The following is a 26,198-nucleotide window of genomic DNA, read 5'->3' on the forward strand; positions in this document are numbered from 1 at the left end:
AAGGAGAAAGCACCGACATGAGCAGCCCACGGGAGAGTTCTCTGCCCTCGCTCACAGGGATGAGAATCATCGCCGCGGTCCTGGTGGCCGCCTTCCACATCGGCAGCCTCGCACCGTTCGCCGACCTCGACATTGCCAAGACCTATCACTCCCTGTTCGACCAGGGCGGCTGGGCCGGTGTCACCTTCTTCTTCGTGCTCAGCGGCTTCGTACTGACCTGGGCCGTCCGCCCGTCCGACACGGTCACCGCCTTCTGGCGGCGGCGGGTCCTCAAGCTGTTCCCGAACCACGTGGTGACCCTGGTCGCCGGGATCTTCCTGCTCCTCTTTCTCGGGACCTTCCCGGGTGCCGGTGTCGCGACCGCCAACCTGCTGCTGGTGCACGCCTGGGACTGGCGGTTCGAGAGCTGGTGGGGCGTCAACCCCGTCTCCTGGTCCCTGTGCTGCGAGGTGTTCTTCTACGCCTGCTTCCCGTTGATCATCCGGCTGGTGAACCGGGTGCGGCCGGGCCGGCTGTGGTGGTGGGTCGTGGGGATCGCCACGGCCGTCGTGGCGATCCCCTCACTCGCCGACCTGGTGATACCGGACGAGGCGGTCAGCCCGGCGACGCCGATCGGTGTCACCAAGCTGTGGTTCATCAACGGCTTCCCGCCGGTCCGCACCCTCGACTTCGTGCTCGGCATCTTCCTGGCCCGGATGGTCCGGGAGGGCCGTATCTTCCGGATCCCGCTGCTGCCGGCCGCGGGGCTCGCGGTCGGGGCGTACTACGTGTCCACCCAGGTCCCGTACGCGTACAGCCTGGCCGCCTGCACCGCGCTGCCGTTCGGGCTGCTGATCGTGTCGGCGACGCAGGCCGACCGGGAGGGCCTGTGGTCGCCCTTCCGCAGCAGGGCGATGGTGTGGCTGGGGCAGATCTCCTTCGCCTTCTACCTCTGGCACTTCCTGGTGCTGATGTGGCTCGGCGACCTCTTCAAGGAGCGTCAGCCGCTGTCCACGGCCGGCAACCTCGGGTTCATCGCCCTCGCGCTGACCGTGACGGTCCTGCTGTCGTGGGCGACGTTCCGCTTCGTGGAGACGCCCATGATGCGGAACTTCGCCTCGCCGGGCCGGCGTCCCCGGCTCGACGCCCCGCCCCCGGACCGTACGGCCCGGCCCGCGGCGGTGGCCGAGCGGGTCGAAGGACAGCAGGGCTCCGCGGGCTGAACCGGCACTCCGCTCCGGTACCGCGCTCCGGCGGTACCGGGGCGGAGTCCTGTGCCAGAACATGATCGGCTGGTGCACAGGACCAGTAGGAGCTGGACAACACACTGTAAAATAATTTGTCATGGGACAGCCGAAGATGAGTCGTCGCGAACGACTCCGGGCCGAGACGGCCGCGGAGATCAAGGCCATCGCGCTCAAGCACATGGCGGCGGGAGGCGCGGCCGCACTGTCCCTTCGCGCCATCGCCCGGGACATGGGCATGACGGCGGGCGCGATCTACAGCTACTACGAGACACGCGACGCGCTCATCAACGCGCTGATCACCGACGTGTACACCTCGCTCGCCGACACCCTCGAAGCCGCGCACGAACAGGTGGACGAGCACGACACCGCGCAGCGGATCCTCGCGCACGGCACCGCCTACCGGCAGTGGGCGATCAGCCATCCCGAGGAGTTCCAACTCGTGTACGGCGATCCCGTTCCGGGCTATCAGATGCCGGAGGGCGGCCCCGCCACCGAGGCCGAGCTGCGGGTCTGCACGCTGCTGGGCCAGCTGGTCGCCGCGGCCTGGCCCCACGCGGCGGCGGCCCAGGCCGGTGAGGAGCACTCGTGGGAGGACTTCCAGCCGGACCTCACGGACGCGCTGCACACCAAGGAGCCCGATCTGCCGCCCGCCGCGCTCGCGCTGACCCTGCGGATCTGGGGGCGGATGCACGGGCTGGTCGCCCTTGAGGTCTACGGCCACCTGAGGACGCAGATCGTGAATCCCGCCAAGCTCTACCAGCAGGAACTCCTCGACCTCACCAGCTCGTTGGGCCTCCCGGTGCCTGCCGCGAGCGCCGGCCGCTGACAGCGGAGCGGCGGAGCACGAGAAAACAGGAGCACGAGAAAACAGAGGAGACCCGGCCGGGGGCAACAGACCCGGCCGGGTCCTCTGCAACTCGTGCCCGGCGACGGGGGATTGCGCCGGCCACGAGGATCAGGGGGAGACTTCGCAGAGCGTCAGGCGGTGGCGGCGCCCGTCGTCTGGTCGGCCTCCGTCACACCGGACTCCGCGACCACCGCTGTGGGCGGCTCGGGGTCCTTCAGGAAGAAGAAGGTGATCACGGCGCCGACGGCGACCACGATGCCGGCGATCACACCCGCGAGCTGGAGCCCGTCCACGATGTCGGTCACGGCCGGGGCGGCGTCGTAGTCGATGCCGTGGTTGGCCACGGCCACCAGGGCCGCCAGACCCACCGCACCACCGATCTGCGCGAGCGTCGACGCCATCGAGGACGCCACGCCCTGCTCCATGGGCGAGATGCCCATGCCCGCCGCCGCGAACGTCACGGTGAATCCGACGCCGCCGCCGAAGCCCCAGAGGAAGATGCCCGGCATCAGCGCCCAGAACGAGCCGCCGACCGACATACCGAGCGCTGTGGCGGCGACACCCGCGCCGTTCACCAGCAGCGTGCCGGTGAACACCTTGCGCAGACCGAACTTGTTGAGCAGGGGCGCCGTCAGCTGACCGGCGGCCATGGAGAAGGCACACAGCGGAAGGAAGGCCAGGCCCGCCTTGATGGGGCTGTAGCCGAGCACCGGCTGGAGGTAGGTCGTGAGGATGTAGTACCCCGTGGACAGCGTGGCCATGAAGAGGAACGCCACCGCCATCGTCACTGCCAGCGTCCGCGTACGCACCAGCCGCAGCGGCATCAGCGGAGACCGTGTCCGGGCTTCCACCAGGAAGAACACCACCAGGAGCACTGCGCCGATCGCCTCGGTGCCCGCCGACTGGAAGGAGGTCCAGCCGGAGTCGGGACCGGATGCCAGCCCGAACACGATCAACGTCGCTCCGCCGGTCGCCAGCAGGGCGCCCGGTACGTCGAAGTCGCGGATGCCCTTCTGCGCCGGAGCGTCGGCGGGCAGCAGCTTGATACCCGCCAGGAAGGCCAGCGCCGTCAGCGGCACATTGACGAACAGGACCGATTCCCAGCCCCACCAGTCGGTGAACAGCCCGCCGAGCAACGCCCCCGCCGCGAGCCCGCCGCCGCCGATCGCGCCCCAGACCGACAGGGCGCGGTTGCGCTCCGGGCCTTCGGGGAAGCCGATGAAGATCAGCGTCAGAGTGGCCGGGAAGAGCAGTGCTCCGCCCGCGCCCTGTACCGCACGCGCCGCGATGAGAGTTCCCGGACTGTTGGCGAATCCGGCCACCAGCGACGACAGTCCGTAGATCACGATCGCCGCGAACCACACCCGCCGGGCTCCCAGCCGGTCGACCATTCGGCCGCCCAGCAGCAGCAGCCCTCCGTAGCCCACCGCGTACGCGGACACGACCCACTGCAACGACTGGGCCGTGAACCCCAGGTCCGTGCCGATCTCCGGCAATGCCACATAGACGATGTTGTAGTCCACCGCGATGATCAGCTGCGAGAACCCCAGCAACACCAGCCGCCACCCGAGCCGCACCGGCGCCCTGCTTAACGTATCTGTCATGGCCCTGATCAATCTCCTATAGAGGCGATGCGGAAGTCGCGACCCACGGGCAGCTCGCCCGGTATGCCCGTCGGCGCCTACACGGCGCACTACTTCCTACACGGTGTTCAAATTACGAATGCAGTATAGGAATCGCGCGCCGTGAAGTGTCAAGTGGGCATAAGAAGCTGGGCGCTCGCCCCGGCCCGACGGCCGATACCCGGCCGGCCGTTCCCCCCTTTCCCGCGCTGGGGTCGTCCGGGCCCCGCACCACCCCTAGCGCGCCGACGGCACGGCGCGTACCTGGGCGCTTACCGGTTCGGCCGGCGGTGCGGCATAGGGGTCGGCAAGGAGCGCGGTCGCTCCGGACGCCCGGAGCGCGGGGGGAGGGATAGGGGGCGCGGCACAAGCCTGGGGTTGGCCGGGACGGGGCGGGCGACTTAGCGTCCCGGAGGGCGTCCCAGCGCCGTGCCGGGGGTGCCTTGCCGGCCCGAGGCCCCCGTCAGCACCACCGGCAGCGCCGCCGGCCCCTCTCCTCCAAACCCCGTACGCAGCGTGGCGTGCGGCAACCTTTCGGCCAAAGGGATGTCATGGATTCATTGGCAAGTGCGGTACTCGCCGGGGCCGGTCCGGACGAACTGGCCCGCGAGGAGGTGCCCACCGACTACCTCGCCGCCCATCTGCGGGCGGAGGACATGGCCGGGGTTCTCGCGACACCGGATCCGGATGTCCGCGACTCCCTCCGGGTGGGCCGGGTGCCGATGCCGGAGCTCGCGCCCGACGAGGTCCTGGTCGCGGTCATGGCGAGTTCGATCAACTACAACACCGTGTGGTCGGCGACCTTCGCCCCGGTGCCCACCTTCAGGTTCCTCCAGCGTTTCGGCGCGCTGGGCGGCTGGGCGGCGCGGCACGACCTGCCGTACCACGTCGTCGGCTCGGACGCGGCCGGAGTCATCGTCCGGGTCGGTGAGGGCGTACGGCGCTGGCGGGCCGGCGACCATGTGGTGGCGAGCTGTGTCCAGGTCGACGAGCAGGAGCCGGCCAGTCACGCGGACGCCATGCTCGGCGGCGACCAGCGCATCTGGGGGTACGAGACCAACTTCGGCGGGCTGGCGCACTACACGGTGCTGCGGGCCGGCCAGCTGCTGCCCAAGCCCGCCCATCTGACCTGGGAGGAAGCGGCCGGCAACATGCTCACGGCGGCCACCTCGTACCGGATGCTGATCAGCGAGCGCGGCGCCCGGGTCAAGCTCGGGGACGTCGTGCTGATCTGGGGTGCGACCGGTGGACTCGGGGCGTTCGCCGTGCAGTTGGTGAAGCAGGCCGGCGGTATTCCGGTGGGTGTGGTCAGTTCCGGGGCCAAGGCCGGGCTGCTGCGCGGTCTCGGCTGCGACGTGGTGATCAACCGCGAGGAGATCGGCATCGGCGGCGAGATACCGCGTACCCCGGAACGCACCGTCGAGCTGGGCGAGCGGCTGGGCCGGGCGGTCCGTGCCGCGGTGGGCGAGGACCCGCACATCGTCTTCGACTTCGTCGGCGAGGCCACGTTCGGTCTCTCGGTCCATGTCGTGCGGCGCGGCGGGACGGTGGTCACCTGCGGATCGAGCACCGGCTACCAGCACCACTACGACAACCGCTCCCTGTGGACGAACCTCAAGCGCATTGTGGGCAGCCACGCCGCCAATCTGCAGGAGCAGTGGGAATGCAACCGGCTGTTCCAGCTCGGGCTGCTCAACCCCGTCGTCTCCACGGTCCATCCGCTGGAGGACGTGGCCGAGGCCGCCCGGCTCGTACAGACCAATCGGCACATCGGCAAGGTCGGCGTCCTCTGTCTGGCACCCCGGACGGGACTCGGCGTCACCGATACCCAGTTCCGGGCCCGTATCGGCGAGGACCGCATCAACCCCCTGCGGACCGGCGAGACAGTCACCCCCACACCTGCACTGGCGGGCTGATCCCGCGACCACGGAAGGTGGACTCGACAGTGGCGACACACGCTGCCGGAATAGTTGCGACCGGCTCTTACGTCCCGAAGGAAGAAGTCAGCAACGAAGAGGTGGCGGCCCGTTGCGGCGTCACCGCGGACTGGATCGAGCGCAAGACCGAGATCAGGAGCCGGCGGTACGCACCGCCGCACGAGGCCACCTCCGACCTCGCCGCCCGGGCCGGCGCGGCGGCGCTCCGGGCCGCGGACCTGCCCGCCACCGAGATCGACTACCTGATCGTCTCCACCTCCACCGGCGACTCCCCACAGCCGCCGACCTCCGCCCTGGTGCAGCACGCCCTCGGCGCCTACGGCGCGGCCTGCTTCGACGTCAACGCCGTGTGCAGCGGCTTCGTCTACGGCCTCGAACTCGCCCGGGCACTGATCGCCTTACGCCCCGACGCCCACGTCCTGGTCATCGCCGCCGACCTCTACTCCCGGATCCTGGACTTCTCCGACCGCCGCACCGCGCCGCTGTTCGCCGACGGTGCCGGGGCGGCCGTGGTCGGCGCGGTCGAGGAGCCGTACGGCATCCTCGACACCGACCTGTCCACCAGCGGCGACGCCCATCACCTCATCCGGGTCGAGGCAGGCGGCAGCCGTCGGCCCGCCTCCCCGGAGACCCTCGCGGAGGGCGACCACTTCTTCCGTATGGAAGGCCGGGCCGTCCGCGAGTTCGTCAACCAGCATGTGCCGCCCGTGCTCCACCGGCTCGCCGAACGCACCGGCCACCACATCACGGACGTCGACCACTTCATACCCCACCAGGCCAACGGAGTCATGATGCGCGAACTCGTCGAAGCCGCCGGGCTGTCCCGGGCCACCACTCACCGCACGGTCGAGCGATACGGGAACCTGGGCTCCGCTTCGGTCGCCGTCACCCTGGACGAGGCCAACAAGGCCGGTCTGCTGCACCGCGGCGACCTGGTGCTGCTGGCCGGCTTCGGCGGTGGCATGGCGGTCGGCTCCTCGCTGCTGACCTGGCGGGGGGACGCGATATGACAGCCGCCCTGGCACCCGAAGCGGCCGTTTCCGTGCCGGACCGGGCACCGGAGATCCAGCGGGTCGGTGTGGTCGGCTGCGGCCTGATGGGGGCCGGCGTCGCCGAGATCGCCGCCAAGGCCGGGCTCGACGTACGGATCGTCGTCTCCTCCGAGGACTCGCGCGGTCGCGGTCTGCGCCGGATCACCGGCTCCCTGGACCGCTCCGTCGCCAAGGCCAGGATCAGCGCGGCCGAACGGGACGCCGTGCTCGGCCGGATCTCGTTCACCACCGCGCTGGAGGACCTGGCCGACCGGCAGTTCGTGGTCGAGGCGGTCGCCGAACACGAGCCGACCAAGCTCCAGATCTTCTCCCTGCTCGACAAGATCGTGGAGGACCCCGAGGCGGTGCTCGCCTCCAACACCTCCTCGCTGTCGATCGTGCGGCTCGCCGGCGCCACGCAGAACCCCGGCCGGGTCGTCGGCGTGCACTTCTTCAATCCCGTCCCGGTGCTGCCGCTGGTCGAGCTGGTCGGCTCCGTCCTCACCGACGAGCGCACCATCGGCCTCGCCGAGCGCCTGGTCACCGAGGTCCTCGGCAAGACCGCGATCCGGTCCCCCGACCGGGCCGGCTTCCTGGTCAACGCCCTCCTCTTCCCGTACCTGCTGTCCGCCGTCCGCATGGTGGACACCGGGGTGGCCACCGCCGAGGTCATCGACCGCGGTATGGAGGCGGGCTGTTCCCATCCGCTGGGCCCCCTGCGCCTGCTGGACCTGATCGGCCTGGACACCACCGTGTCGATCGCCGACGCGCTCTACGCGGAGTTCAAGGAGCCGCTGTACGCACCGCCGCCGCTGCTGCTGCGCATGGTCGAGGGCGGGCTGCTCGGCAAGAAGACCGGCCGGGGCTTCTACTCCTACGGCTGAGGATCCCGCGTCTGAGGACGACTTTCTCCGGCTCGGACCCGGGCCAGGCCGTCACGGCCGGGTCCGGGTCCGGGCGTGCGGGCCTGCCATCGGAGTCCGAGGCCGTCGTCTCGGCGAGCGGACCCACCCGCACCAATCACACCCGGAACGATTTCTGAACCGCTCGGCGAGAGCCGCGCACCATGGGGAGGGCAGATCAATGGCGTCAACGGCCAAGGACCCTGAGGACACGTCATCCGCCGATGCGGTGGTCGCGGCGCTGCGGGACTCGTTGAAGGAGACGGCCCGACTGCGCCGGCGGAACCGGGAGTTGACGGACCGGGAGCGGGAGCCGGTGGCGATCGTCGGCATGGCGTGCCGGTATCCGGGCGGGGTCGTCTCCCCCGAGGGACTGTGGGACCTGGTGGCGGACGGCGGCGACGCGATCACGGAGTTCCCGGAGGACCGTGGGTGGGACGTGGAGGGTCTGTACAACCCTGATCGGGAGGTGCCGGGGTCGTCGTATACGCGTCGGGGTGGGTTTCTGCATGGGGCGGGGGGCTTCGACGCGGAGTTCTTCGGTATTTCGCCGCGTGAGGCGTTGGCGATGGATCCGCAGCAGCGGTTGCTGTTGGAGATCTCCTGGGAGGCCCTCGAACGCGCCGGCATCGACCCGACATCCGTACGGGGGTCGCGTACCGGCGTGTACGCCGGGGTGATGTACCACGACTACGGTCCCCACCTGCACCGGCCCGTGCCCGGAGTGGACGGTCACCGGCTCACCGGCACCCTCGGCAGTGTGCTGTCGGGGCGGGTGTCGTATGCGTTCGGTTTTGAGGGTCCGGCGGTGACGGTGGATACGGCGTGTTCGTCGTCGTTGGTGGCGTTGCATCTGGCGGTGTCGGCGTTGCGTCGGGGTGAGTGTGATGTGGCGTTGGCGGGTGGGGTGACGGTGATGTCGACGCCGGGGACGTTTGTGGAGTTCTCGCGTCAGGGTGGGTTGTCGGCGGACGGGCGGTGCCGGTCGTTCGGTGCGGGGGCTGATGGGACGGGGTGGGCCGAGGGTGCCGGGGTGCTGTTGGTGGAGCGGTTGTCGGATGCGCGCAGGTTGGGGCATCGGGTGCTGGCGGTGGTGCGGGGGTCGGCGGTCAATCAGGACGGTGCGTCCAACGGGCTGACCGCGCCCAACGGTCCCTCCCAGCAGCGCGTCATCCGCGCCGCACTCGCCGACGCGGACCTGAAGGAGGGGGATGTGGATGCGGTCGAGGCGCACGGCACGGGCACCCGGCTGGGCGATCCCATCGAAGCGGACGCCCTGTTGGCGACGTACGGGCAGGGGCGGGTGGCCGAACGGCCTTTGTGGCTGGGGTCGTTGAAGTCGAACCTGGGGCATGCGCAGGCGGCTGCGGGGGTGGGCGGGGTCATCAAGATGGTGATGGCCATGCGCCATGGGGTGTTGCCCCGGACCCTGCACGCCGAGACACCCTCACCCTTCGTCGACTGGGACGCGGGTGCGGTGGAGCTGCTGGCCGAGTCGCGGGAGTGGCCGCAGACGGGTCGGCCGCGTCGGGCCGGGGTGTCCTCCTTCGGCATCAGCGGCACCAACGCCCACGTCCTGCTGGAGCAGGCCCCCGAGCCGGAGCCCCGGCCCGAGCCGGAAGAGGCAGCGCCGCAGGACACACCGACCATGCTTCCCGTACCGCTGTCCGCCGCCAGTGAGGCCGCGTTGCGGGCGCAGGCGGTGCGGCTGGGGGAGTTCCTGGCCGCCGACCCGTCACCGTCCCTGACCGAGGTCGCGCACGCGCTGGCTACGACGCGGGCGCTGATGGAGCACCGCGCGGTGATCCTGGCCACCGACCGGGAGGAACTGCTGACCGGTCTCGCCACCCTCGCGGCCGGGGAGGAGAGCCCCCGGGTGGTCACCGGACAGGCTGGGCCGGGTGGCGGGCTGGCGGTGGTGTTCACCGGCCAGGGCAGCCAACGCCCCGGCATGGGCCGCGAACTCCACCACACCTTCCCCGTCTTCCGGGACGCCCTCAACGAGACCTGCGCCCTCCTGGACAGGGAACTGGCCGCCGAACTCGCAGACGCGGGAGCCGGCTCGCTGCGGGACATCATGTTCGCCGAGCCCGGCACCCCGCAGGCCGAGGCCCTGGACCACACGGTGTTCACGCAGAGCGCCCTGTTCGCCTTCGAGACCGCCCTCTACCGCCTGCTGTCCTCCTGGGGCATCCACCCCGACCACCTCGCCGGACACTCCGTCGGCGAAGTCGTCGCCGCCCACACCGCCGGCATCCTCACCCTCCCCGACGCCTGCACCCTCATCGCCGCACGCGGCCGACTGATGAACTCCCTGCCCACCGGGGGTGCGATGGTCTCCGTCCAGGCCCCCGAGGAGCGGGTCGCCGAGGTCATCACGGCCGCCTCCACCGACGGTGGTGGAGTGGAGATCGCCGCCGTCAACGGGCCCGCCTCCGTCGTGATCTCCGGCGAGAAGACCGCCGTCCTGGCCATCGCCGGTCAGCTGGAGGAGCAGGGCGTCAAGACCCGCCGCCTGCGCGTCAGCCACGCCTTCCACTCACCCCTCATGGACCCGATCCTCGAAGACTTCCACACCGTCCTCGACACGCTCACCTTCACCCCGCCCCGCACCCCGGTGATCTCCAACCTCACCGGCCGCATCGCCGACCCCGACGACATCACCACCCCCGACTACTGGATCCGCCACGCCCGCCAGGCCGTCCGCTACGCCGACACCCTCCACACCCTGGACACCCTCCACACGACCACGTACCTCGAAGTCGGCCCCGACACCACCCTCACCACCCTCGGCAAAGCGGCCCTCCCCGACCTCGACACCACGCTGCTGGTCCCCACGCAACACCGCACCACCCCCGAAACCACCGCCCTCCTGCACGCGACAGCCACCCTCCACACCCACAACCGCTCACCTCTCCCGCCCGCCCCCGACAGCCACAGCCCCACCATCGATCTCCCCACCTACCCCTTCCAGCACAAGCACTACTGGCTGCCGTCCGACGCCGACACCGCGCGGGCCGCCACGGGACACCCGCTGCTCGGGCTGACGATGTCGCTGGCGGACTCCGGCAGCGTGGTGCTGAGCGGCCGGCTGTCGCGGGACGCACACCCGTGGCTGGCCGATCACGCCGTACTGGGCACCGTCCTCTTCCCCGGCACCGGACTGGTCGAACTGGCGATACGGGCCGGCGCGGAGACCGGCTGCGCGGCCGTGGAGGAGCTGACGCTCGAAGCACCGCTCGTGCTGCCCGCGACGGGTGGACGTCAGGTGCAACTGGTCGTCGCCGCCCCGGACGCCGACGGACGGCGTGAGGTACGGATCTACTCGCGGCCGGACGCGGACCCGGCCGACCGAGCCCTGTCCGGCGAGGACACCTTCGACGTCGACGCGGCCGAAGAGTGGACCCGCCACGCGACGGGCGTACTGGCGGCCGAAGACACCACGCTCACGGAGGGCACGGATCTGCTCGCGTGGCCGCCGTCCGGTGCGGACGCGGTGGATCTGGACGGCTGGTACGAGACGTTGGCCGGGAAGGGCTTCGAGTACGGTCCGGCGTTCCAGGGCCTCAGGGCCGCCTGGCGACGCGGCGACGAGATCTTCGCCGACATCGCCCTCGACGAGACACAGGCCGAGACCGCCGGACGCTACGGGCTCCACCCGGCCCTCCTCGACGCGGCCCTGCACGCCATCGAACTCGGCGCACTCCCCGCCACCCCCGGCGAAACCCACCTCCCCTTCGCCTTCAACGACGTACGACTCCACGCCACCGGAGCACCCGCAGCCCGCATCCGACTCGCACCCGCCGGACCGGGCGCGGTGTCGCTGACCGTCGCCGATGTCGCCGGGCAGCCCGTCGCGGAGATCGGTTCGCTGTCGCTGCGGCCCGCCGATCCGGCGCAGTTCGCCACCGCCGGCGCGTCCGCTCCACGGGACTCGCTGTTCACCCTCGGCTGGGTGCCGGTGACCGCGACGGGTACGGAGACCGTGCCCGCGTACGCCGACATCGCCGACGCTCTGGCGGAGGCCTCCGGATCCGACGCGGCGGCCGTACGGCTGACCTCCGCACCGGGTCTGGAGACGCCGGGCTCGGTGCACGAACTGACCCACCGCGCCCTGGCCGCCGTACAGCAGTGGCTGGCCGAGGAGCGTACGGCGGAGACCCTGCTGGTCGCCGTCACCCATCAGGCGGTCGCCGCCGATGTGCGGGAGGACGTACGGGATCCGGCCGGGGCTGCGGTGTGGGGTCTGCTGCGGTCGGCCCAGACCGAGAATCCGGGCCGTGTCGTCCTGGTGGACCTCGATGAGGAGACCGCCGCCGACCCCGCTCGGCAGGCCGCCGCCCTGGCCGCCGCCGTCGCCTCCGGTGAGCCCCAACTGGCCGTGCGCGGCGGGCGGTTGCTGGCTCCCCGGCTGCATCGGGCCGTACCGGCTGCGTCGGCGCCCACCGTCTGGGATCCCGAGGGCACTGTGCTGGTCACCGGTGCCACGGGGGCCCTGGGTGCCCTGCTGGCCCGTCATCTGGTCGCCGAACACGGTGTCCGCCGACTGCTGTTGACCAGCCGCCGTGGCCGACAGGCTCCGGGGGCCGACGAGTTGGCGGCCGAGCTGGCCGGGCTCGGCGCCGAGGCGGTCTTCGCAGCGTGCGATGTGAGCGACCCGGCGGCCGTGGCGGAGCTGCTGGCCGCGATCCCGGCCGCGCATCCCTTGCGGGCCGTGGTGCACGCGGCGGGCGTCGTGGACGACGGAGTGGTCGCCGCGCTGACCCCGGAGCGGCTGTCCGGGGTGCTGCGGCCCAAGGCCGACGCGGCCTGGCACCTCCACCGGGCCACCGCCCAACTGGACCTGAAGGCCTTCGTGCTCTTCTCCTCGGTCGCCGGTACCTACGGCACTGCCGGGCAGGCGAGTTACGCGGCGGGCAACGCCTTCCTCGACGCCCTCGCCGCCCACCGCCACGCACAAGGACTCCCCGCCACCTCACTGGCCTGGGGACCCTGGGCCGAAGGCGGCATGGCCGCCGAACTCAACGCCGCCGACCAGGCCCGGCTGACCCGCGCCGGGATGCGGGAACTGACCGTCGCGCAGGGGCTCGCCCTCTTCGACACCGCCCTCGCCCTGGACGCGCCGGTGGCGCTGCCGGTGGGGCTCGACACCGGCGCCCTGCGCGCGCTCGGCGACGAACTCCCGCCGCTCATGCGGGCCTTGGTCCGTGTCCCGGCCCGCCGCGCGGCCACCGCCGCCGATGCCACTCCCCTCACCCAGCGGCTGGCCGGCCGGACGGCCGACGAGCAGCGCGAAGTCCTGCTGGAGCTGGTCCGGGCACAGGTCGCGGCCGTCCTGGACTTCGACGGCGCCGGGAGCGTGGAAGCCCGGCGCGGCTTCAAGGAACTGGGCATCGACTCGCTGACGGCCGTGGAACTGCGCAACCGGCTCGGCAAGGCGGTCGGACTGCGGCTGCCCGCGACGCTGGTCTTCGACCACCCCTCGGCCGCGGCGGTCGCCGACTACCTGGTCCAGGAGCTGGGGACGGCGCAGACGTCGGCCGAGGCGCCCGTGCGGCGGCCCGCGGCGGCCTCCGTCCGTGGCGTCGACGAGCCGATCGCCATCGTCGGGATGGCGTGCCGTTATCCGGGCGGGGTCCGCTCGCCGGAGGATCTGTGGCAGCTCGTCACCTCCCGGGGCGACGCGATCTCGGAGTTCCCGGCGGACCGGGGCTGGGACGTGGCGAACCTGTTCGATCCGGACCCGGACCGGCCGGGCACCTCGTACACGCGCGAGGGCGGGTTCCTGCACGACGTGGCCGAGTTCGACGCGGAGTTCTTCGGGATCTCACCGCGCGAGGCACTCGCCATGGACCCGCAGCAGCGGCTGCTGCTGGAGACCTCCTGGGAGGCGTTCGAGCGGGCCGGGATCGATCCGGCGACGCTGCGCGGCAGTGACACCGGTGTGTTCACCGGCCTCATGTACCACGACTACGTGAGCCGGCTGCCGGAGATGCCGGGCGATCTTGAGGGGTATCTGGGCACCGGCAACACCGGCAGTGTCAGCTCGGGCCGTATCTCGTACACCTTCGGGCTCGAAGGCCCGGCCGTGTCGGTGGACACCGCCTGCTCCTCCTCCCTGGTCGCGCTGCATCTGGCGATACGGGCACTGCGGTCGGGCGAGTGCTCACTGGCGCTGGCGGGCGGTGTGACCGTACTGGCGTCGCCTTTCACGTTCATCGAGTTCAGCCGGCAGCGGGCGTTGTCGCCGACGGGCCGGTCACGGTCGTTCTCGGCGGACGCGGACGGCACCGGGTGGGCCGAGGGCGCGGGGATGCTGCTGGTGGAGCGGCTGTCGGACGCGCGGCGCAACGGGCACCGGGTGCTCGCGGTGGTGCGCGGTACGGCGGTCAACCAGGACGGCGCGTCGAACGGGCTGACGGCCCCGAACGGGCCCTCCCAACAGCGGGTGATCCGGGCCGCGTTGGCCGACGCCCGGCTGACGCCCGCCGATGTCGACGCCGTGGAGGCGCACGGCACCGGCACTCCGCTGGGCGACCCCATCGAGGCGCAGGCGTTGCAGGCGACGTACGGGCAGGAGCGGGCGGACGCGGATCCGCTGTGGCTGGGTTCGGTCAAGTCGAACATCGGGCACACGCAGGCCGCCGCCGGGGCCGCGTCGGTGATCAAGATGGTGCAGGCGCTCCAGCACGGGGTGCTGCCGCCGACGCTGCACGCCGAGACGCCTTCCCCGTTCGTGGACTGGGACGCGGGCGCCGTGGAACTGCTGGCCGAGGCCCGTGACTGGCCGGAGACCGGGCGGGTGCGCCGGGCCGGTGTCTCCTCCTTCGGGATCAGCGGCACCAACGCCCATGTGATCCTGGAGCAGGCTCCGGAGGAACAGCGCGCTCGGCCCGACGGGCCCACGGAGGAGCTGCCCGAGCCGAACGCGGCGGCGCTGCCGCTGTCCGCGGCGGATCCGGCCGCGCTGCGCGACCAGGCGCGGCGGCTGGCCACCCATCTGTCGCGCAACCCCGGGCTGCGGCGCACCGACGTGGCGCACGCCCTGGCCACCACCCGGGCGGCGCTGCCCCAGCGGGCCGTCGTGCTCGGTGAGGGTCTGGACGTTCTGGCGCGGGGCGAGTCGGCCCCGAACGTGATCACCGGGACGGCTCGGGAGTGGGGCCGTACGGTGTTCGTGCTGCCCGGGCAGGGCTCGCAGTGGCGCGGGATGGCGGTCGAACTGCTCGACTCGACACCCCTGTTCGCCGAGCGGCTGCGGGAGTGCGCGGCCGTGATCGAGCGTCATGTGCCGTGGCGGGTGGAGGCCGTGCTGCGCGGTGAGCCCGAGGCTCCGCCGCTGGAGCGGATCGAGGTGTTGCAGCCGGTGCTGTTCGCCGTGAACATCGCCCTGGCCGCCCTCTGGCAGGCCCACGGCATCCACCCCGACGCCGTCATCGGCCACTCCCAAGGCGAAATAGCCGCCGCCCACATCAGCGGAGCCCTCACCCTCCACGACGCCACCCGCATCGTCCTCATCCGCTCCCAGCTCTTCGCCGACCACCTCACCGGACACGGCGCCGTCGCCTCCCTCCAGACCACCGAAGAAAACGCGCTCCGGCATCTGGCCGCCTATCCAGACCGGTTGTGGATCGCCGGCGTCAACGGACCCACCGCCGTCACCGTCGCAGGCGACCACGACGCCCTGGAGGAACTCGTCACCACCCTCACCGACCAGGGCGTCCGCGCCCGCATCGTCCCCTCGACCGTCGCCTCCCACAGCCCCAAAGTCGAACCCCTCCGCGACCGACTCCTCACCGCCCTCGCCTTCATCCAACCCCGCAAAGCCCACCTCCCCCACTACTCCACGGCTACGGGCGCCGTCCTCGACGGCACCGAACTCACCCCCGACTACTGGTACGAGAACTGCCGCCGACCCGTCACCTTCGCCCCCACCATCCACACCCTCCTCACCACCGGACACACCACCTTCATCGAGATCAGCGCGCATCCCGTCCTGACCATGGCCATCGAGGAGACCGCCGAGGCGGCGGGCGCCGAGGCCCTGGTCCTTGGCACGCTCCGGCGTGACGAGGGCGGGCCGGAGCGGCTGAACGCCTCGCTGGCCGAGGCGTGGGTGCGGGGCCTGCCGGTGCGCTGGCCGGAGCCCGCGCGTCCGCGCCGGGTGGACCTGCCGACGTATCCCTTCCAGCGCAAGCGGTACTGGGTCGAGGCGCCCGCCGACCGTTCGGCGGCCGGGACCGGGGACGCGGTGGAGACCGGGTTCTGGGAGGCGGTGGAGAACGACGACCTGGAGACGCTGGCGGCCACCCTCGGGCTGGACGACGGTGACGCGCTGGGCGCGGTGTTGCCCGCGCTGTCGTCCTGGCGGCGGGGCCGTGTGGCGCGGTCGGCCGCCGATGCCTGGCGGTACAAGGTCGCCTGGCGGCCGGTGACCGAGCCGGCCTCGGTGCTGCTGTCGGGCACCTGGCTGCTGGTGGCTCCGGAGGGGCACGCGGAGGCGGCTGAACTGGCCGGGCGGGTGGCCCTGGCACTGGAACGGCACGGCGCCCGGCCGGTGCGGCTCGATGTCGCGGCCACCGTGGACCGGGCCGAACTCGCCCTGGCGATAAGGGAGTCCGCCGCCGGAGAGACAGCCGGAGAGGCAGCCGGGGAGGTCGCCGGAATCCTGTCCCTGCTCCCGCTGGACGAGACACCGTCGGCCGGGCGGCCGGCGCTCACCGCGGGCACCGCCGGCACCCTGCTGCTGATGCAGGCGCTGGCCGACACGGAGGTGCCGGTCCCGCTGTGGACGGTCACTCGGGGCGCGGTCGGCACCGCCGACGCCGATCCGCCGACCGCTCCCGTGCAGGCCCAGGTGTGGGCGCTGGGCCGGACGGCGGCGGTGGAGCACCCCGACCGGTGGGGCGGTCTGGTGGACCTCCCGGCCGCACCGGACGACCGTGACATCGCCCGGCTGGTGGCGGCGTTGTCCGGCCTGGCGGACGAGGACCAGCTCGCGGTCCGTGGCGCGGGGATGCTCGCCCGCCGCCTGGTGCGGTCCCCGCTGGCCTCGGTTCCCGTACGGCGTTCCTGGACACCGCACGGCACGGTGCTGGTGACCGGCGGCACCCGTGGCATGGGCGCGCACACCGCGCGCCAGTTGGCCGCGCTGGGCGCCGAACACCTGCTGCTGACCACGGACATGGACCTGGACGTGTCCGAACGGGTGGCTCTGGAGGCCGAGTTCACCGCCGTCGGGGCGCGGGTGACGGTCGCGGTCTGCGATGTCGCGGACCGTACGGCGCTCGCGGCGCTGCTGGCCTCGGTGCCCGAGGACACTCCGCTGACCGCCGTCGTGCACGCCGCCGGGGAGCTGGACGCGGCCGCGCTGACCGACCTCGACCCGGCCGAACTGGAGCACTCCCTGCGTACCAGGACCCTCGGCGCCGCCCATCTCGACGAACTGCTGGCGGACACCGCGCTGGAGGGCTTCGTCCTGTTCTCCTCCATCGCCGGTGTCTGGGGCAGCGGCGCCCAGGGCGGGTACGGGGCCGCCAACGCGTACGTGGACGCGCTCGCCGCCCATCGGCGGGCCCGTGGTCTGCCCGCGACCTCCGTCGCCTGGGGCCCGTGGGCCGATCCCGGCACCGGTCTGGAGGACGAGGAGGCCGAGGCCGAACGCCGTGCGCAGCTCCGTCGCCGGGGTCTGACCCCGCTGCCCTCCGAGCAGACGGTCGCCGCGCTGATCGACGCACTGTCCCGGGACGAGACCGCGCTGGTGCTCGCCGACGTGGACTGGGAACGGTTCGCGCCCGCCTTCACGGCGGTGCGCAGCAGCCCGCTGCTCGGTGAACTACCGGAGGCCGTACGGGTGTTGACGGACTCCGGGCCGGACGACGGGGGCGCTGCGGCGACCACCTCGGAGGCGCTCACGCAGACCCTGGCCGGGCTGTCCGCGAGCGACCAGGAACGGGTACTGACCGATCTGGTACGCGCCGAGACCGCCGTCGTCCTCGGGCACACCGACAGCGAGGCGGTGGACGGCCAACGGCCCCTGAAGGACCTGGGGTTCGACTCGCTGGCCGCGGTCACCCTGCGCAACCGGCTCGGCGCGGCGACCGGTCTCAAGCTGCCGGCCACGCTCGTCTTCAACCACCCCACCCCGGTGGCCGTCGCGGCCTTCCTCCGTGCCGAGCTGCTCCCGGAGCGGCCCGAGACGTCGCTGGACGCCGAACTCGACCGGCTTCAGGAGGTGTTGGCCGGCAGTGGTCTGGCCGACGACGCGGCGGCCCGTGATCTGGTGGCGGCCCGGCTGCGGCGGCTGCTGGACACGGTGACGGACGAGGCGTCCGGTGCCGGGGCCCGTTCCGAGGTCGAGGAACAGCTCGCCTCCGCATCCGACGACGACATCTTCAGCTTCATCGACAACGAGCTGGGACAGTGAGGATCCGATGACCACCGGCAAGGCGACTCCCGACGAGCAGAAACTGCGCACCTATCTCAAGCGGGTCACGGTCGAACTCGGCGATGTCCGGCGGCGGTTGAAGGAGCTGGAGGAGAGCGGGCGGGACCCGGTCGCCATCGTCGCGATGAGCTGCCGGATGCCCGGCGGGGTCCGTTCGCCCGAGGACCTGTGGGACCTGGTCGCGGCCGGGAAGGACGCGGTACGGGAGTTCCCCGACAACCGGGGCTGGGATCTGGCGAAGCTGTACGACCCGGATCCCGACCGGCCCGGCACCTCCTATGTCCGGCACGGCGGGTTCATGCCGGAGGTCGGGGACTTCGACGCCGCGTTCTTCGGCTTCTCCGAGGCCCAGGCGCTGGCCATGGACCCGCAGCAGCGGCTGCTCCTGGAGACCACGTGGGAGGCGCTGGAACGGGCCGGGATCGACCCGACGTCGCTGCGCGACAGCGCGACCGGGGTGTATGCCGGGTGCAGCGTCGACGACTACACGATGCTGCTCGCCGACCCGCCCGAGGAGGTGGCGGAGCACCGGCTGACCGGTGGTGGCAACGCGCTCGCCGCGCGGGTCGCCGACGTCTTCGGGCTCACCGGTCCCGCGATCACCATCGACACCGCCTGCTCTTCGTCACTGGTCGCGCTGCATCTGGCCGCTCAGGCCCTGCGCCTGGGCGAGTGCTCGCTCGCGCTGGTCAGCGGGGTGTCCGTGATCTCCACGCCCCAGGTGTTCGTGGACTTCAGCCGGCAGCGCGGTCTGGCACCGGACGGCCGGGTCAAGGCCTTCGCGGGTGCGGCGGACGGTACGGCGTGGTGTGACGCGGTGGGCACCCTGGTGGTCGAGCGGCTGTCCGACGCCCGCCGCCTCGGTCACCGGGTGCTGGCCGTGGTCCGTGGCTCCGCCGTCAACCAGGACGGCGCCTCCAACGGCCTGACGGCGCCCAACGGGCCCTCGCAGCAGCGCGTGGTCCGCGCCGCGCTGAACAGCGGCGCGCTGTCGCCCACCGAGGTGGACGCGGTCGAGGCCCACGGCACGGGCACCCGCCTCGGCGACCCGATCGAGGCGGAGGCTCTGCTGCGGACGTACGGGCAGGGCCGGCCCGTGGACCGGCCGCTGTGGCTGGGCTCGGTGAAGTCCAACTTCGGCCACGCGGGCGCGGCGGCCGGTGTCATCGGCGCCATCAAGATGGTCCAGGCCATGCGGTACGGCGTTCTCCCGGCCACCTTGAACGTGGACGAGCCGACGCCGATGGTGGACTGGGACGCGGGCGCGGTGAGACTCCTGACCGAGTCCCACCCCTGGCCCACCACGGACCGCCCCCGCCGAGCGGGCGTCTCGGCGTTCGGCGTCAGCGGAACCAACGCACACGTGATTCTCGAACAGGCGCCGGGGACAACGGAGTTGGCACCGGCGGAGCGGGGGCCGGGCCCGGCGGCGCCGGCATTCGCGGCACGGGAACCGGCGTCGCCGGGCAGTGATTCCTCGTCGGCACGGGGGACGCGGCCGGAGGCACGGGAGCCCTCGTCGGCACCAAGGAAGGCGCCGCCGGAGACGACGGAGCGGGGGGCGGCCTCGTCGGCGTCGGGGCCGGCGTTCACGGCACGGGGGACGGGGTCGGAAACAGGGGAGCCCACGTCGGAGACACGGGAGCCGTCCTCGGCGGCACCGGAGCCCTCAGCCGCGACACCGAACCCGTCCCCATCGGCGGCACGGGAACCGTCACCGGCGGCATCCGAGCCCTCGTCCGAGACACGGGAGCCGTCCTCGGCGGCACCGGAGCCCTCAGCCGCAACACCGAACCCGTCCCCATCGGCGGCACGGGAACCGTCACCCGCGGCATCCGAGCCCTCGTCCGAGGCGCTCGAACCGTCCCTGGCGGCACCGGGGCACGGCGACGCCGCCGCAGTCGGGGCCGTCGGTGTGCCGTTGGTTCTCTCGGCGGCCACTCCTGAGGCGTTGCGGGAACAGGCGCGGCGGTTGTCCGCGTACCTGGAGCTGCACCCCGGTACGGCGCGTGCCGACGTCGCGTACGCGCTGGCCCGCACCCGCGCGGCGCTGACCCATCGGGCGGCGGTTGCGGACGGGGCCGGGTCCCCTGTCGAGGGTCTCGGCCTCGTGGCGCGTGGTGCGTCCGGGCCCAGCGTCTTCACGGGTACGGCCCGTGAGGCGGGCCGTGTCGCGCTCGTAGTGCCCGACGACGGAGCCGAGTTGCTGGCCACGGCCGCCGAACTGCTCGACGCCTCCCCCGCGTTCGCCGCCCGGCTGAGCACCTGTGCCACAGCTGTCGAGCGCCAGGTGCCGTGGCGGGTCGAGGCCGTGCTGCGCGGTGTGCCCGGCGCTCCCTCGCCCACGGCCGACGAGATCCGGCGGCCGGTCCTGTTCGCCGTCACGACCGCCCTGGCCGGCTTGTGGCAGGACCACGGGATACCCGTCGACACGGTGGCCGGCCGGTCCCCCTGCGGGATCGTCGCGGAGCACCTCACCGGCGCCCGCACACTGGAGGACGCCGCCCACGCCGCCGTCGCCGGGGACCCGTCCCGCACCGCCGGCCCCACGGTCGGCGAACTCACGGCGGACGGTTGCCGGACGTTCCTGGTCGCCGGTGCCGCCCCCGACCGCACCCCGGACACCGGTACAGACGCCGAGGTCCTGGTGCTGGCCGCGCTCCCGGTGGGTGACGGGCTCGCCGAGGCCTGGGTGAACGGGTTGCCCGTGGTGTGGCAGGCGCCCGAGCGGCCGCGACCGGTGGACCTGCCGACGTACCCCTTCCAGCACCGCACCTACTGGGTCGACGCGCAGCCGATCACCGCACCGGCGGCCGACGAGCCCGACGCCGACTTCTGGGCGGCGGTCGAGGAGCGGGACGCGACAGCGCTCGCCCGGCTGCTCGGCGTGAGCGGACCCGACGCGGTCGAACCGGTGCTGCCCGCCCTGGCGGCGCTGCGCGGCGAGTCGCGCGAGGACGCCGCGGTGGAGCACTGGCGCTACCGCACGGTGTGGCGGACGGTACGCCCGTCCATGCCCGGGACGCTGTCCGGGCACTGGCTCGTCCTGGTCCCGGCCTCCCTGGCGCCGACGGAGACATGGAGCGGGGCCCTGCGGGACGCGGGAGCCACCGTGAGCCGTCTCGCCGTACCGCCCGGTGCGGGGCGGGAGACGCTCGCCGAACAGCTCACCGCGACGCTGGCCGCGGGACCGGTACGAGGCATCGTGTCGGCGTTGCCGCTCGACGAGACACCGTGCCCCGGGCATCCCGCGCTCATCGCGGGGCTGGCCGCCACGATGCATCTGGTGGGCGCCCTGACGGACCTGGGTGCCGAGGTGCCCGTGTGGTCGTTGACCCGGGGCGCCGTGGCGGCGGCCGCGGAGGACACGGTCGACTCCCCGGCGCAGGCCGGCGTGTGGGGACTGGGCCTCGCTCTGGCCGAGGAACACCCGCACCTCTGGGGCGGAACGATCGACCTGCCCGTCGACGGTACGGCCGCCGGCCTGCTGGCCGGAGTGCTCGGCGGCGCGGAGGACCGGATCGCACTGCGCGAGTCCGCCGTACTGGCCCGGCGGCTGGTCCGCGCCCCCCTCGACGGTCTGCCGGGCCGCCGTGCCGCGTGGCGGCCACGCGGCACCGTACTGGTCACCGAGGGCACACGCGGTACGGGTGCCGAGGTCGCCCGGTACCTGGCCCGTTCGGGCGCCCGGCATCTGCTGCTGACCGCGGCCCAGGAGCCGGCTGCTGCCGAACGTGCCGCGCTGGTGGGCGAGTTGGCGGCACTCGGCGCACAGGTAACCATCGCGGACTGCGACTTCACCGACCGGGCGGAGGGTGCCCGGGTGCTGGCCGCGCTGCCGGCCGACGAGCCGCTGACCGCGGTGTTCCACTGCGCCGAGCTGCTGGAGGAAAGCCCGCTGGAGGACTTCGAACTGTCCACGCTGGAGCGCGTCCTGCGGACCAAGGCGGTCGCGGCCGACACCCTGGACGAGCTGACGAGGGACCTGGACCTGTCGGCCTTCGTGCTGTTCTCCTCCATCGCCGGGAGTATCGGGGTCGGTATCGGCCTCGGCGGATTCGCCGCCGCCAATGCCCACCTGGACGCGCTCGCCCAGCGGCGACGGTCCTGCGGGCGGCCGGCCACCGCCGTCGCGTGGGGCGTGTGGACCGAGGCGTACGCCGATCCGGCCCGGGCCGCGTCGGAGGAGGCGCGGCACGAGCGACTGCGTCGCCGGGGCATTCCGGCGATCGCTCCGGAGCACGCGCTGACCGTACTGCGGCAGGCCCTGGACGCGGACGACACCGCTCTGCTGGCCACCGAGATCGCCTGGCCCGCCTATCTGCGTGCCACGGCGACCGGGCGCGGTCCGCTCTTCGCCGAACTGCCGGAGGCGTCCGCCGGCACCTCCTCGCAGACCCTGGGTGTCCCCGACAGGGCGGCGCTGCCCTCGCGGCTCACCGGTCTGGGCGCGGCGGACCGTCACGAGGTGCTGCTCGGTGTGGTGCGGGCGGAGATCGCGGCCGTCCTGGGCCTGCCGGGGCCGACGGACGTGGACGTCCGGCGCGGCTTCCTGGAGCAGGGCATGGACTCGCTCACCACGGTGGAGCTGCGCAACCGGCTGACCGCCACGACCGGTGTACGGCTGACCGTCCGCGAGATCCTCGACCGACGGACCCCGTACGCCCTCACCGACCGCGTCGCCGCCGAACTGGGCGCCGCCGCGACCGCCGCACCGGTCGAGGTGTCCGCCAAGCCGACCCTGACCGGGCTGTTCCGGTCGGCCGTCGAGTCGGACCGGGCCGGGGAGTTCACCGGACTGCTGTCCACCGCCGCCGGGTTCCGCCCGGTCTTCCACGACGCGGGCCGTGTCCCGTTGTCCGATCCGGTGCTGCTCACCCGTGGCGACGCGGGCCCGCCGGTCTTCTGTCTGCCGACCGTGCTGGCCACCTCGGGGCCCGAGCAGTTCGCCCGGCTCGCGGCCGGCTTCGGCGGTGACCGGGACGTCTCGGTGCTGCGACTGCCCGGATTCCGGGCCGGCGAGGAGCTGCCCGCCACCCAGGAGGCGCTGACCGGAGCGCTGGCCGACCTGGTCCGCCGGGCAGCCGGGGCCGGGGCGTACACCCTGCTCGGCTATTCGTCCGGTGGGCTGCTGGCCCACTCGGTCGCCGCCCGACTGGAGGCCGGGGGCGGCGGCCCGGCCGCGGTCGTGCTGCTCGACACCTTCCCGATCGGGGCGGGCCGGCTTGAGGAGTTCGGTCCCGCACTGCTGTCGGCGATGGCCGTCCGGGCGGAGGTCACCGGTCTGGACGATGACGCGCTGAGCGCCATGGGCGGCTATCTGCGGCTGCTGGCGGACTGGCGTCCCGAACCGCTCGCCGCACCCGCTCTGCTGGTGCGTGCCGCCGGCCACGACTGGGGAGGTCCGGGTCCGGACCGGGCCGAACTGGCCGCGCTCTGCACGGTGCTGGACACACCCGGCGACCACTTCACCCTCGTCGAGGAGCACGCGGCCGGTACGGCACAGGCCGTGCGGGACTGGCTCGCGGCTCTGCCGACCGTCGCCCGGGCGTGACCACGCGGCAGCCGGATCCGGCCGGGGGTCGACAGACCTCGGCCGGATCCTCTGTGTGTCCTGCTCGCTTGTCCGGCGTGTCTGCTGCGGACCCGCGCTGCACCTGCCTACACAGTGTTCAGATTACGCATGCAGTATAGAAATCATGCACCGTAGAATGTCAAGTATGGGAATCCCGGGCCAGAGCCGACGAGAGCGTCTGCGGGCAGCCACGACCGCGCAGATCAAGGCCACCGCGCTCGACCATCTGGCCGGCGGGGACTCCAACGCCCTGTCACTGCGCGCGATAGCCCGTGAGATGGGGATGACGGCGGGGGCGATATACAGCTACTTCGACACCAGGGAAGCCCTGATCAGAGAGCTGATCGCCGATCTCCACGCGGCCCTGGCCGACCGGTTGGAGACCGTGTGCCGCAGCGCCTCGACGGAGGGACCGGCCGCCGCGATCTTCGCGCTCGGCCACTCCTACCGGGACTGGGCGATCGCCAACCCGCAGCACTTCCGGCTGATCCACGGCCACCCGACCGACGAGCTGCGGACGGTTCCGGCGGCGGCCCACCGCGTACCCGGCCTGCTCGCGGGCCTGGTGGGGGCGTGGACGGGGCGTCCGGACGTACCGGAGCCCGAGCTGGGTCCCGCCTATCACGCGTACGGCTGGGCCGACTTCGAGCCGGAGTACGCGGCGCTGGTCCATGCCGCGCACCCGCATGCCTCCCCCGCCGCCGTCGCCTTCGCGCTGCGGCTGTGGGCGCGGATGCACGGGCTGGTGTCCCTGGAGGTCTACGGGCATCTCAGCGCCCAGACCCGGGAGCCGGCGAAGCTGTTCCACGCCGAGATACGTCACTTCACGCAGGTCCTCGGCGAGTGCTGAGCGCCCCGGGACCGGGCCGGTGACAGCAGAACGCCCGGCCGGAAGACCCGGCCGGGCGCCTGCGGTGACCGATCCGGCAGATCAGTCGAAGAAGCCGTGGATCCGCTTGATCCGGCCGCCCTCGAGCAGTACGAAGTCCTCGCCACTGGCGACCGGATTGCCCACGCCGCCCGGGGCCGCGCTCCAGCTGAACAGCACGGTGTCGTGGTGCTGCCGGATCTCGCCCAGCGCGAAGATCAGGCCCGGGGCCTGCTTGCGGAAGTTGCCGAGATGGCCGTTGACACCACCCCAGCCGTGGACCTCGGCCGTGGGGTCGGAGTAGATCGCGTCCTCGGTGAAGACCTCGGCGATCCCGGCCTGGCGGCTGGTGTCGTCCGTCTCGTTGAAAACGTCGATGTATTTCTTCAGAAGATTGGCGACGTCGCTCATTGCTGTCCTCTCGGATTCGGAGGTGAGCGCGCACCGCAGCAGACATGGATCACTCTACACGGCTGACGCGCTCGGACCGCGGGTCCTGTCAGGTCACCCGACGGGGTGCAGGGTCACCGGGATCTCGCTGTAACTGCGCTGTGTGATGGCGCCGTTGGTCGGCGGCGTGGGGGTCAGCAGTTCGGGCCTGAACCGCCCGAGCAGGACGTTGAGACCCACCTCGCTGACCATCTTGGCGACCGGTGCCGCCACGCAGTAGTGGATGCCGTGCCCGAAGCCCATGTTGCGCTGCCCGACCCGGGTCAGATCGAGCTTGTCCGGGTTCTCGTACACCTCGGGGTCGCGGTTGGCGGAGCCGAACATCAGGTAGACCTCCTCGCCCGCCTTGACCTCGAAACCGCCCACCTCGGCGTCCTCCAGCGCCAGCCGCTCGGCGAGCTGAACCGTGCTGTCATAGCGCACCAGTTCGTCCATCGACCGGTCGGCGTGCTCCGGGTGCGCGAGGTAGTACGCCTGCTGGTCGGGGTGGTTCAGCAGCGCCACCACCGAGAGGCCCAGCGTCGCCTGCGGGGCGGCCCAGCCGGCCAGGAAGAGGTTGGCCACGGTGGTGAGCACCTCGTTCTCGGTCAGCCGGTCGCCGGCCTCCTCGACCCGGATCAGGTCGCTGACGATGTCCTCGCGCGGGTTGGCGCGGCGGTCGGCGATCATCTCCAGGGTGATCTCCACTGCGCCGTGCCGCACGTTGACGCGCTGCTGCTCCTCCTCGGGTGTGAGCGTGAAGCCGGGGTCGAGGCCCCGGCCGCCGTCCCGGCCGAAGTTCACACACCGCTCCGTGTACTCCTCGGGCACGCCGACCAGGTGGTTGACGGACCGGACGCCGAGCGGGCGGCAGAACTCCGCGGAGAGGTCCACCGGTCCGTCGCCGTGCTTCTCGACGGCCGTGGTGAGCAGTTCGACGGCTATCCTCTCGACGGCCGGCCGCAGCCGCTGCACCACCCGATGGGTGAAAGCGCGGTTCACCAGGGCCCGCAGCCGGGTGTGGTCCGGCGGGTCCATCAGCATCAGGGAGTCCCGCGGGCCCTCCGGCGTGGGGATCTTGGCGTCCTGCGCGCCGAGGCCGTCGCCGTGGCCGAAACGGTTGTCGCGCAGCACCTTGTTGACCAGGCCGTACGTCATCACGGCCAGACCGGCGTCCGTGCGGTGCACCGCGGCCTCTTCGCGCAGTCTGGCGTAGTTCCCGTACGGGTTGGCGAGGAACTCCGGGTTCAGCGGGTCGTACGGCAGGACCTTCGGCTTCTCCGACTCGCTCAGCACCGAGATCTCGGACATGTG

11 protein-coding genes are annotated in these 26,198 nt (G+C 72.3%); 8 read left to right on the forward strand and 3 right to left on the reverse strand.

Going from position 1 to position 26,198, the window contains the following annotated elements; genetic code table 11:
• Nucleotides 1-17 precede the first annotated feature (17 nt).
• Together OG787_RS06715 and OG787_RS06720 are read left to right on the forward strand one after the other, a co-directional pair.
• Entirely contained in the window at nt 18-1,202 is a 1,185-nt protein-coding gene (locus tag OG787_RS06715; protein ID WP_405534560.1) for an acyltransferase family protein, read from the forward strand.
• A 121-nt stretch (nt 1,203-1,323) separates the two neighbouring features.
• Nucleotides 1,324-2,052 (forward strand): TetR/AcrR family transcriptional regulator, encoded by a 729-nt coding sequence (locus OG787_RS06720; protein ID WP_369031735.1) that lies wholly within the window; start codon nt 1,324-1,326, stop codon nt 2,050-2,052.
• A 152-nt stretch (nt 2,053-2,204) separates the two neighbouring features.
• Here the strand turns inward: OG787_RS06720 and OG787_RS06725 are convergent, their stop codons facing one another.
• Entirely contained in the window at nt 2,205-3,677 is a 1,473-nt protein-coding gene (locus tag OG787_RS06725) for an MFS transporter (RefSeq protein WP_369031734.1), read from the reverse strand.
• A gap of 569 nt (nt 3,678-4,246) precedes the next feature.
• Between OG787_RS06725 and ccrA the strand changes: the two genes are divergently transcribed.
• From ccrA to OG787_RS06755, 6 genes are all read left to right on the forward strand, one after another.
• The gene (gene ccrA / locus OG787_RS06730) at nt 4,247-5,611 is read left to right on the forward strand and encodes a crotonyl-CoA carboxylase/reductase (RefSeq protein ID WP_369031733.1); all 1,365 of its coding nucleotides are present in this window, start codon (nt 4,247-4,249) and stop codon (nt 5,609-5,611) included.
• Between the two features lie 29 nt (nt 5,612-5,640).
• Entirely contained in the window at nt 5,641-6,642 is a 1,002-nt protein-coding gene (locus OG787_RS06735; protein ID WP_405534561.1) for a 3-oxoacyl-ACP synthase III family protein, read from the forward strand.
• Entirely contained in the window at nt 6,639-7,547 is a 909-nt protein-coding gene (locus tag OG787_RS06740) for a 3-hydroxybutyryl-CoA dehydrogenase (protein WP_369031731.1), read from the forward strand. The genes OG787_RS06735 and OG787_RS06740 overlap by 4 nt, the downstream gene beginning before the upstream one ends.
• 199 nt (nt 7,548-7,746) lie before the next feature.
• Nucleotides 7,747-17,991 (forward strand): type I polyketide synthase, encoded by a 10,245-nt coding sequence (locus tag OG787_RS06745; protein WP_405534562.1) that lies wholly within the window; start codon nt 7,747-7,749, stop codon nt 17,989-17,991.
• 7 nt (nt 17,992-17,998) lie between these two features.
• The gene (locus tag OG787_RS06750) at nt 17,999-23,566 is read left to right on the forward strand and encodes an SDR family NAD(P)-dependent oxidoreductase (RefSeq protein WP_405534563.1); all 5,568 of its coding nucleotides are present in this window, start codon (nt 17,999-18,001) and stop codon (nt 23,564-23,566) included.
• 166 nt (nt 23,567-23,732) lie between these two features.
• Nucleotides 23,733-24,437, forward strand: coding sequence for a TetR/AcrR family transcriptional regulator (locus OG787_RS06755; protein ID WP_405534564.1), 705 nt, complete (start codon nt 23,733-23,735; stop codon nt 24,435-24,437).
• An 81-nt stretch (nt 24,438-24,518) separates the two neighbouring features.
• On the opposite strand, the gene OG787_RS06760 is transcribed toward OG787_RS06755, so the two are convergent.
• Both OG787_RS06760 and OG787_RS06765 read right to left on the reverse strand, forming a co-directional pair.
• Nucleotides 24,519-24,866, reverse strand: coding sequence for a nuclear transport factor 2 family protein (locus OG787_RS06760; RefSeq protein ID WP_369037369.1), 348 nt, complete (start codon nt 24,864-24,866; stop codon nt 24,519-24,521).
• Between the two features lie 93 nt (nt 24,867-24,959).
• Nucleotides 24,960-26,195 carry a cytochrome P450 gene (locus tag OG787_RS06765; protein WP_369037368.1) on the reverse strand — a complete coding sequence of 412 codons (1,236 nt, stop codon included), beginning with the start codon at nt 26,193-26,195 and terminating at the stop codon, nt 24,960-24,962.
• Nucleotides 26,196-26,198: the final 3 nt, after the last annotated feature.

Origin of the sequence: Streptomyces sp. NBC_00075, from assembly GCF_045041225.1 — a bacterium.
GTDB classification, from domain to species: Bacteria; Actinomycetota; Actinomycetes; order Streptomycetales; family Streptomycetaceae; genus Streptomyces; species Streptomyces adonidis.

What these genes read in the sequence shown, in the direction of transcription:
- OG787_RS06760 (WP_369037369.1), bottom strand. Translation starts at nt 24,866, where the DNA reads ATGAGCGACGTCGCCAATCTTCTGAAGAAATACATCGACGTTTTCAAC.
- OG787_RS06745 (WP_405534562.1), top strand. Translation starts at nt 7,747, where the DNA reads ATGGCGTCAACGGCCAAGGACCCTGAGGACACGTCATCCGCCGATGCG.
- OG787_RS06765 (WP_369037368.1), bottom strand. Translation starts at nt 26,195, where the DNA reads ATGTCCGAGATCTCGGTGCTGAGCGAGTCGGAGAAGCCGAAGGTCCTG.
- OG787_RS06750 (WP_405534563.1), top strand. Translation starts at nt 17,999, where the DNA reads ATGACCACCGGCAAGGCGACTCCCGACGAGCAGAAACTGCGCACCTAT.
- ccrA (WP_369031733.1), top strand. Translation starts at nt 4,247, where the DNA reads ATGGATTCATTGGCAAGTGCGGTACTCGCCGGGGCCGGTCCGGACGAA.
- OG787_RS06720 (WP_369031735.1), top strand. Translation starts at nt 1,324, where the DNA reads ATGGGACAGCCGAAGATGAGTCGTCGCGAACGACTCCGGGCCGAGACG.
- OG787_RS06715 (WP_405534560.1), top strand. Translation starts at nt 18, where the DNA reads ATGAGCAGCCCACGGGAGAGTTCTCTGCCCTCGCTCACAGGGATGAGA.
- OG787_RS06740 (WP_369031731.1), top strand. Translation starts at nt 6,639, where the DNA reads ATGACAGCCGCCCTGGCACCCGAAGCGGCCGTTTCCGTGCCGGACCGG.
- OG787_RS06725 (WP_369031734.1), bottom strand. Translation starts at nt 3,677, where the DNA reads ATGACAGATACGTTAAGCAGGGCGCCGGTGCGGCTCGGGTGGCGGCTG.
- OG787_RS06755 (WP_405534564.1), top strand. Translation starts at nt 23,733, where the DNA reads ATGGGAATCCCGGGCCAGAGCCGACGAGAGCGTCTGCGGGCAGCCACG.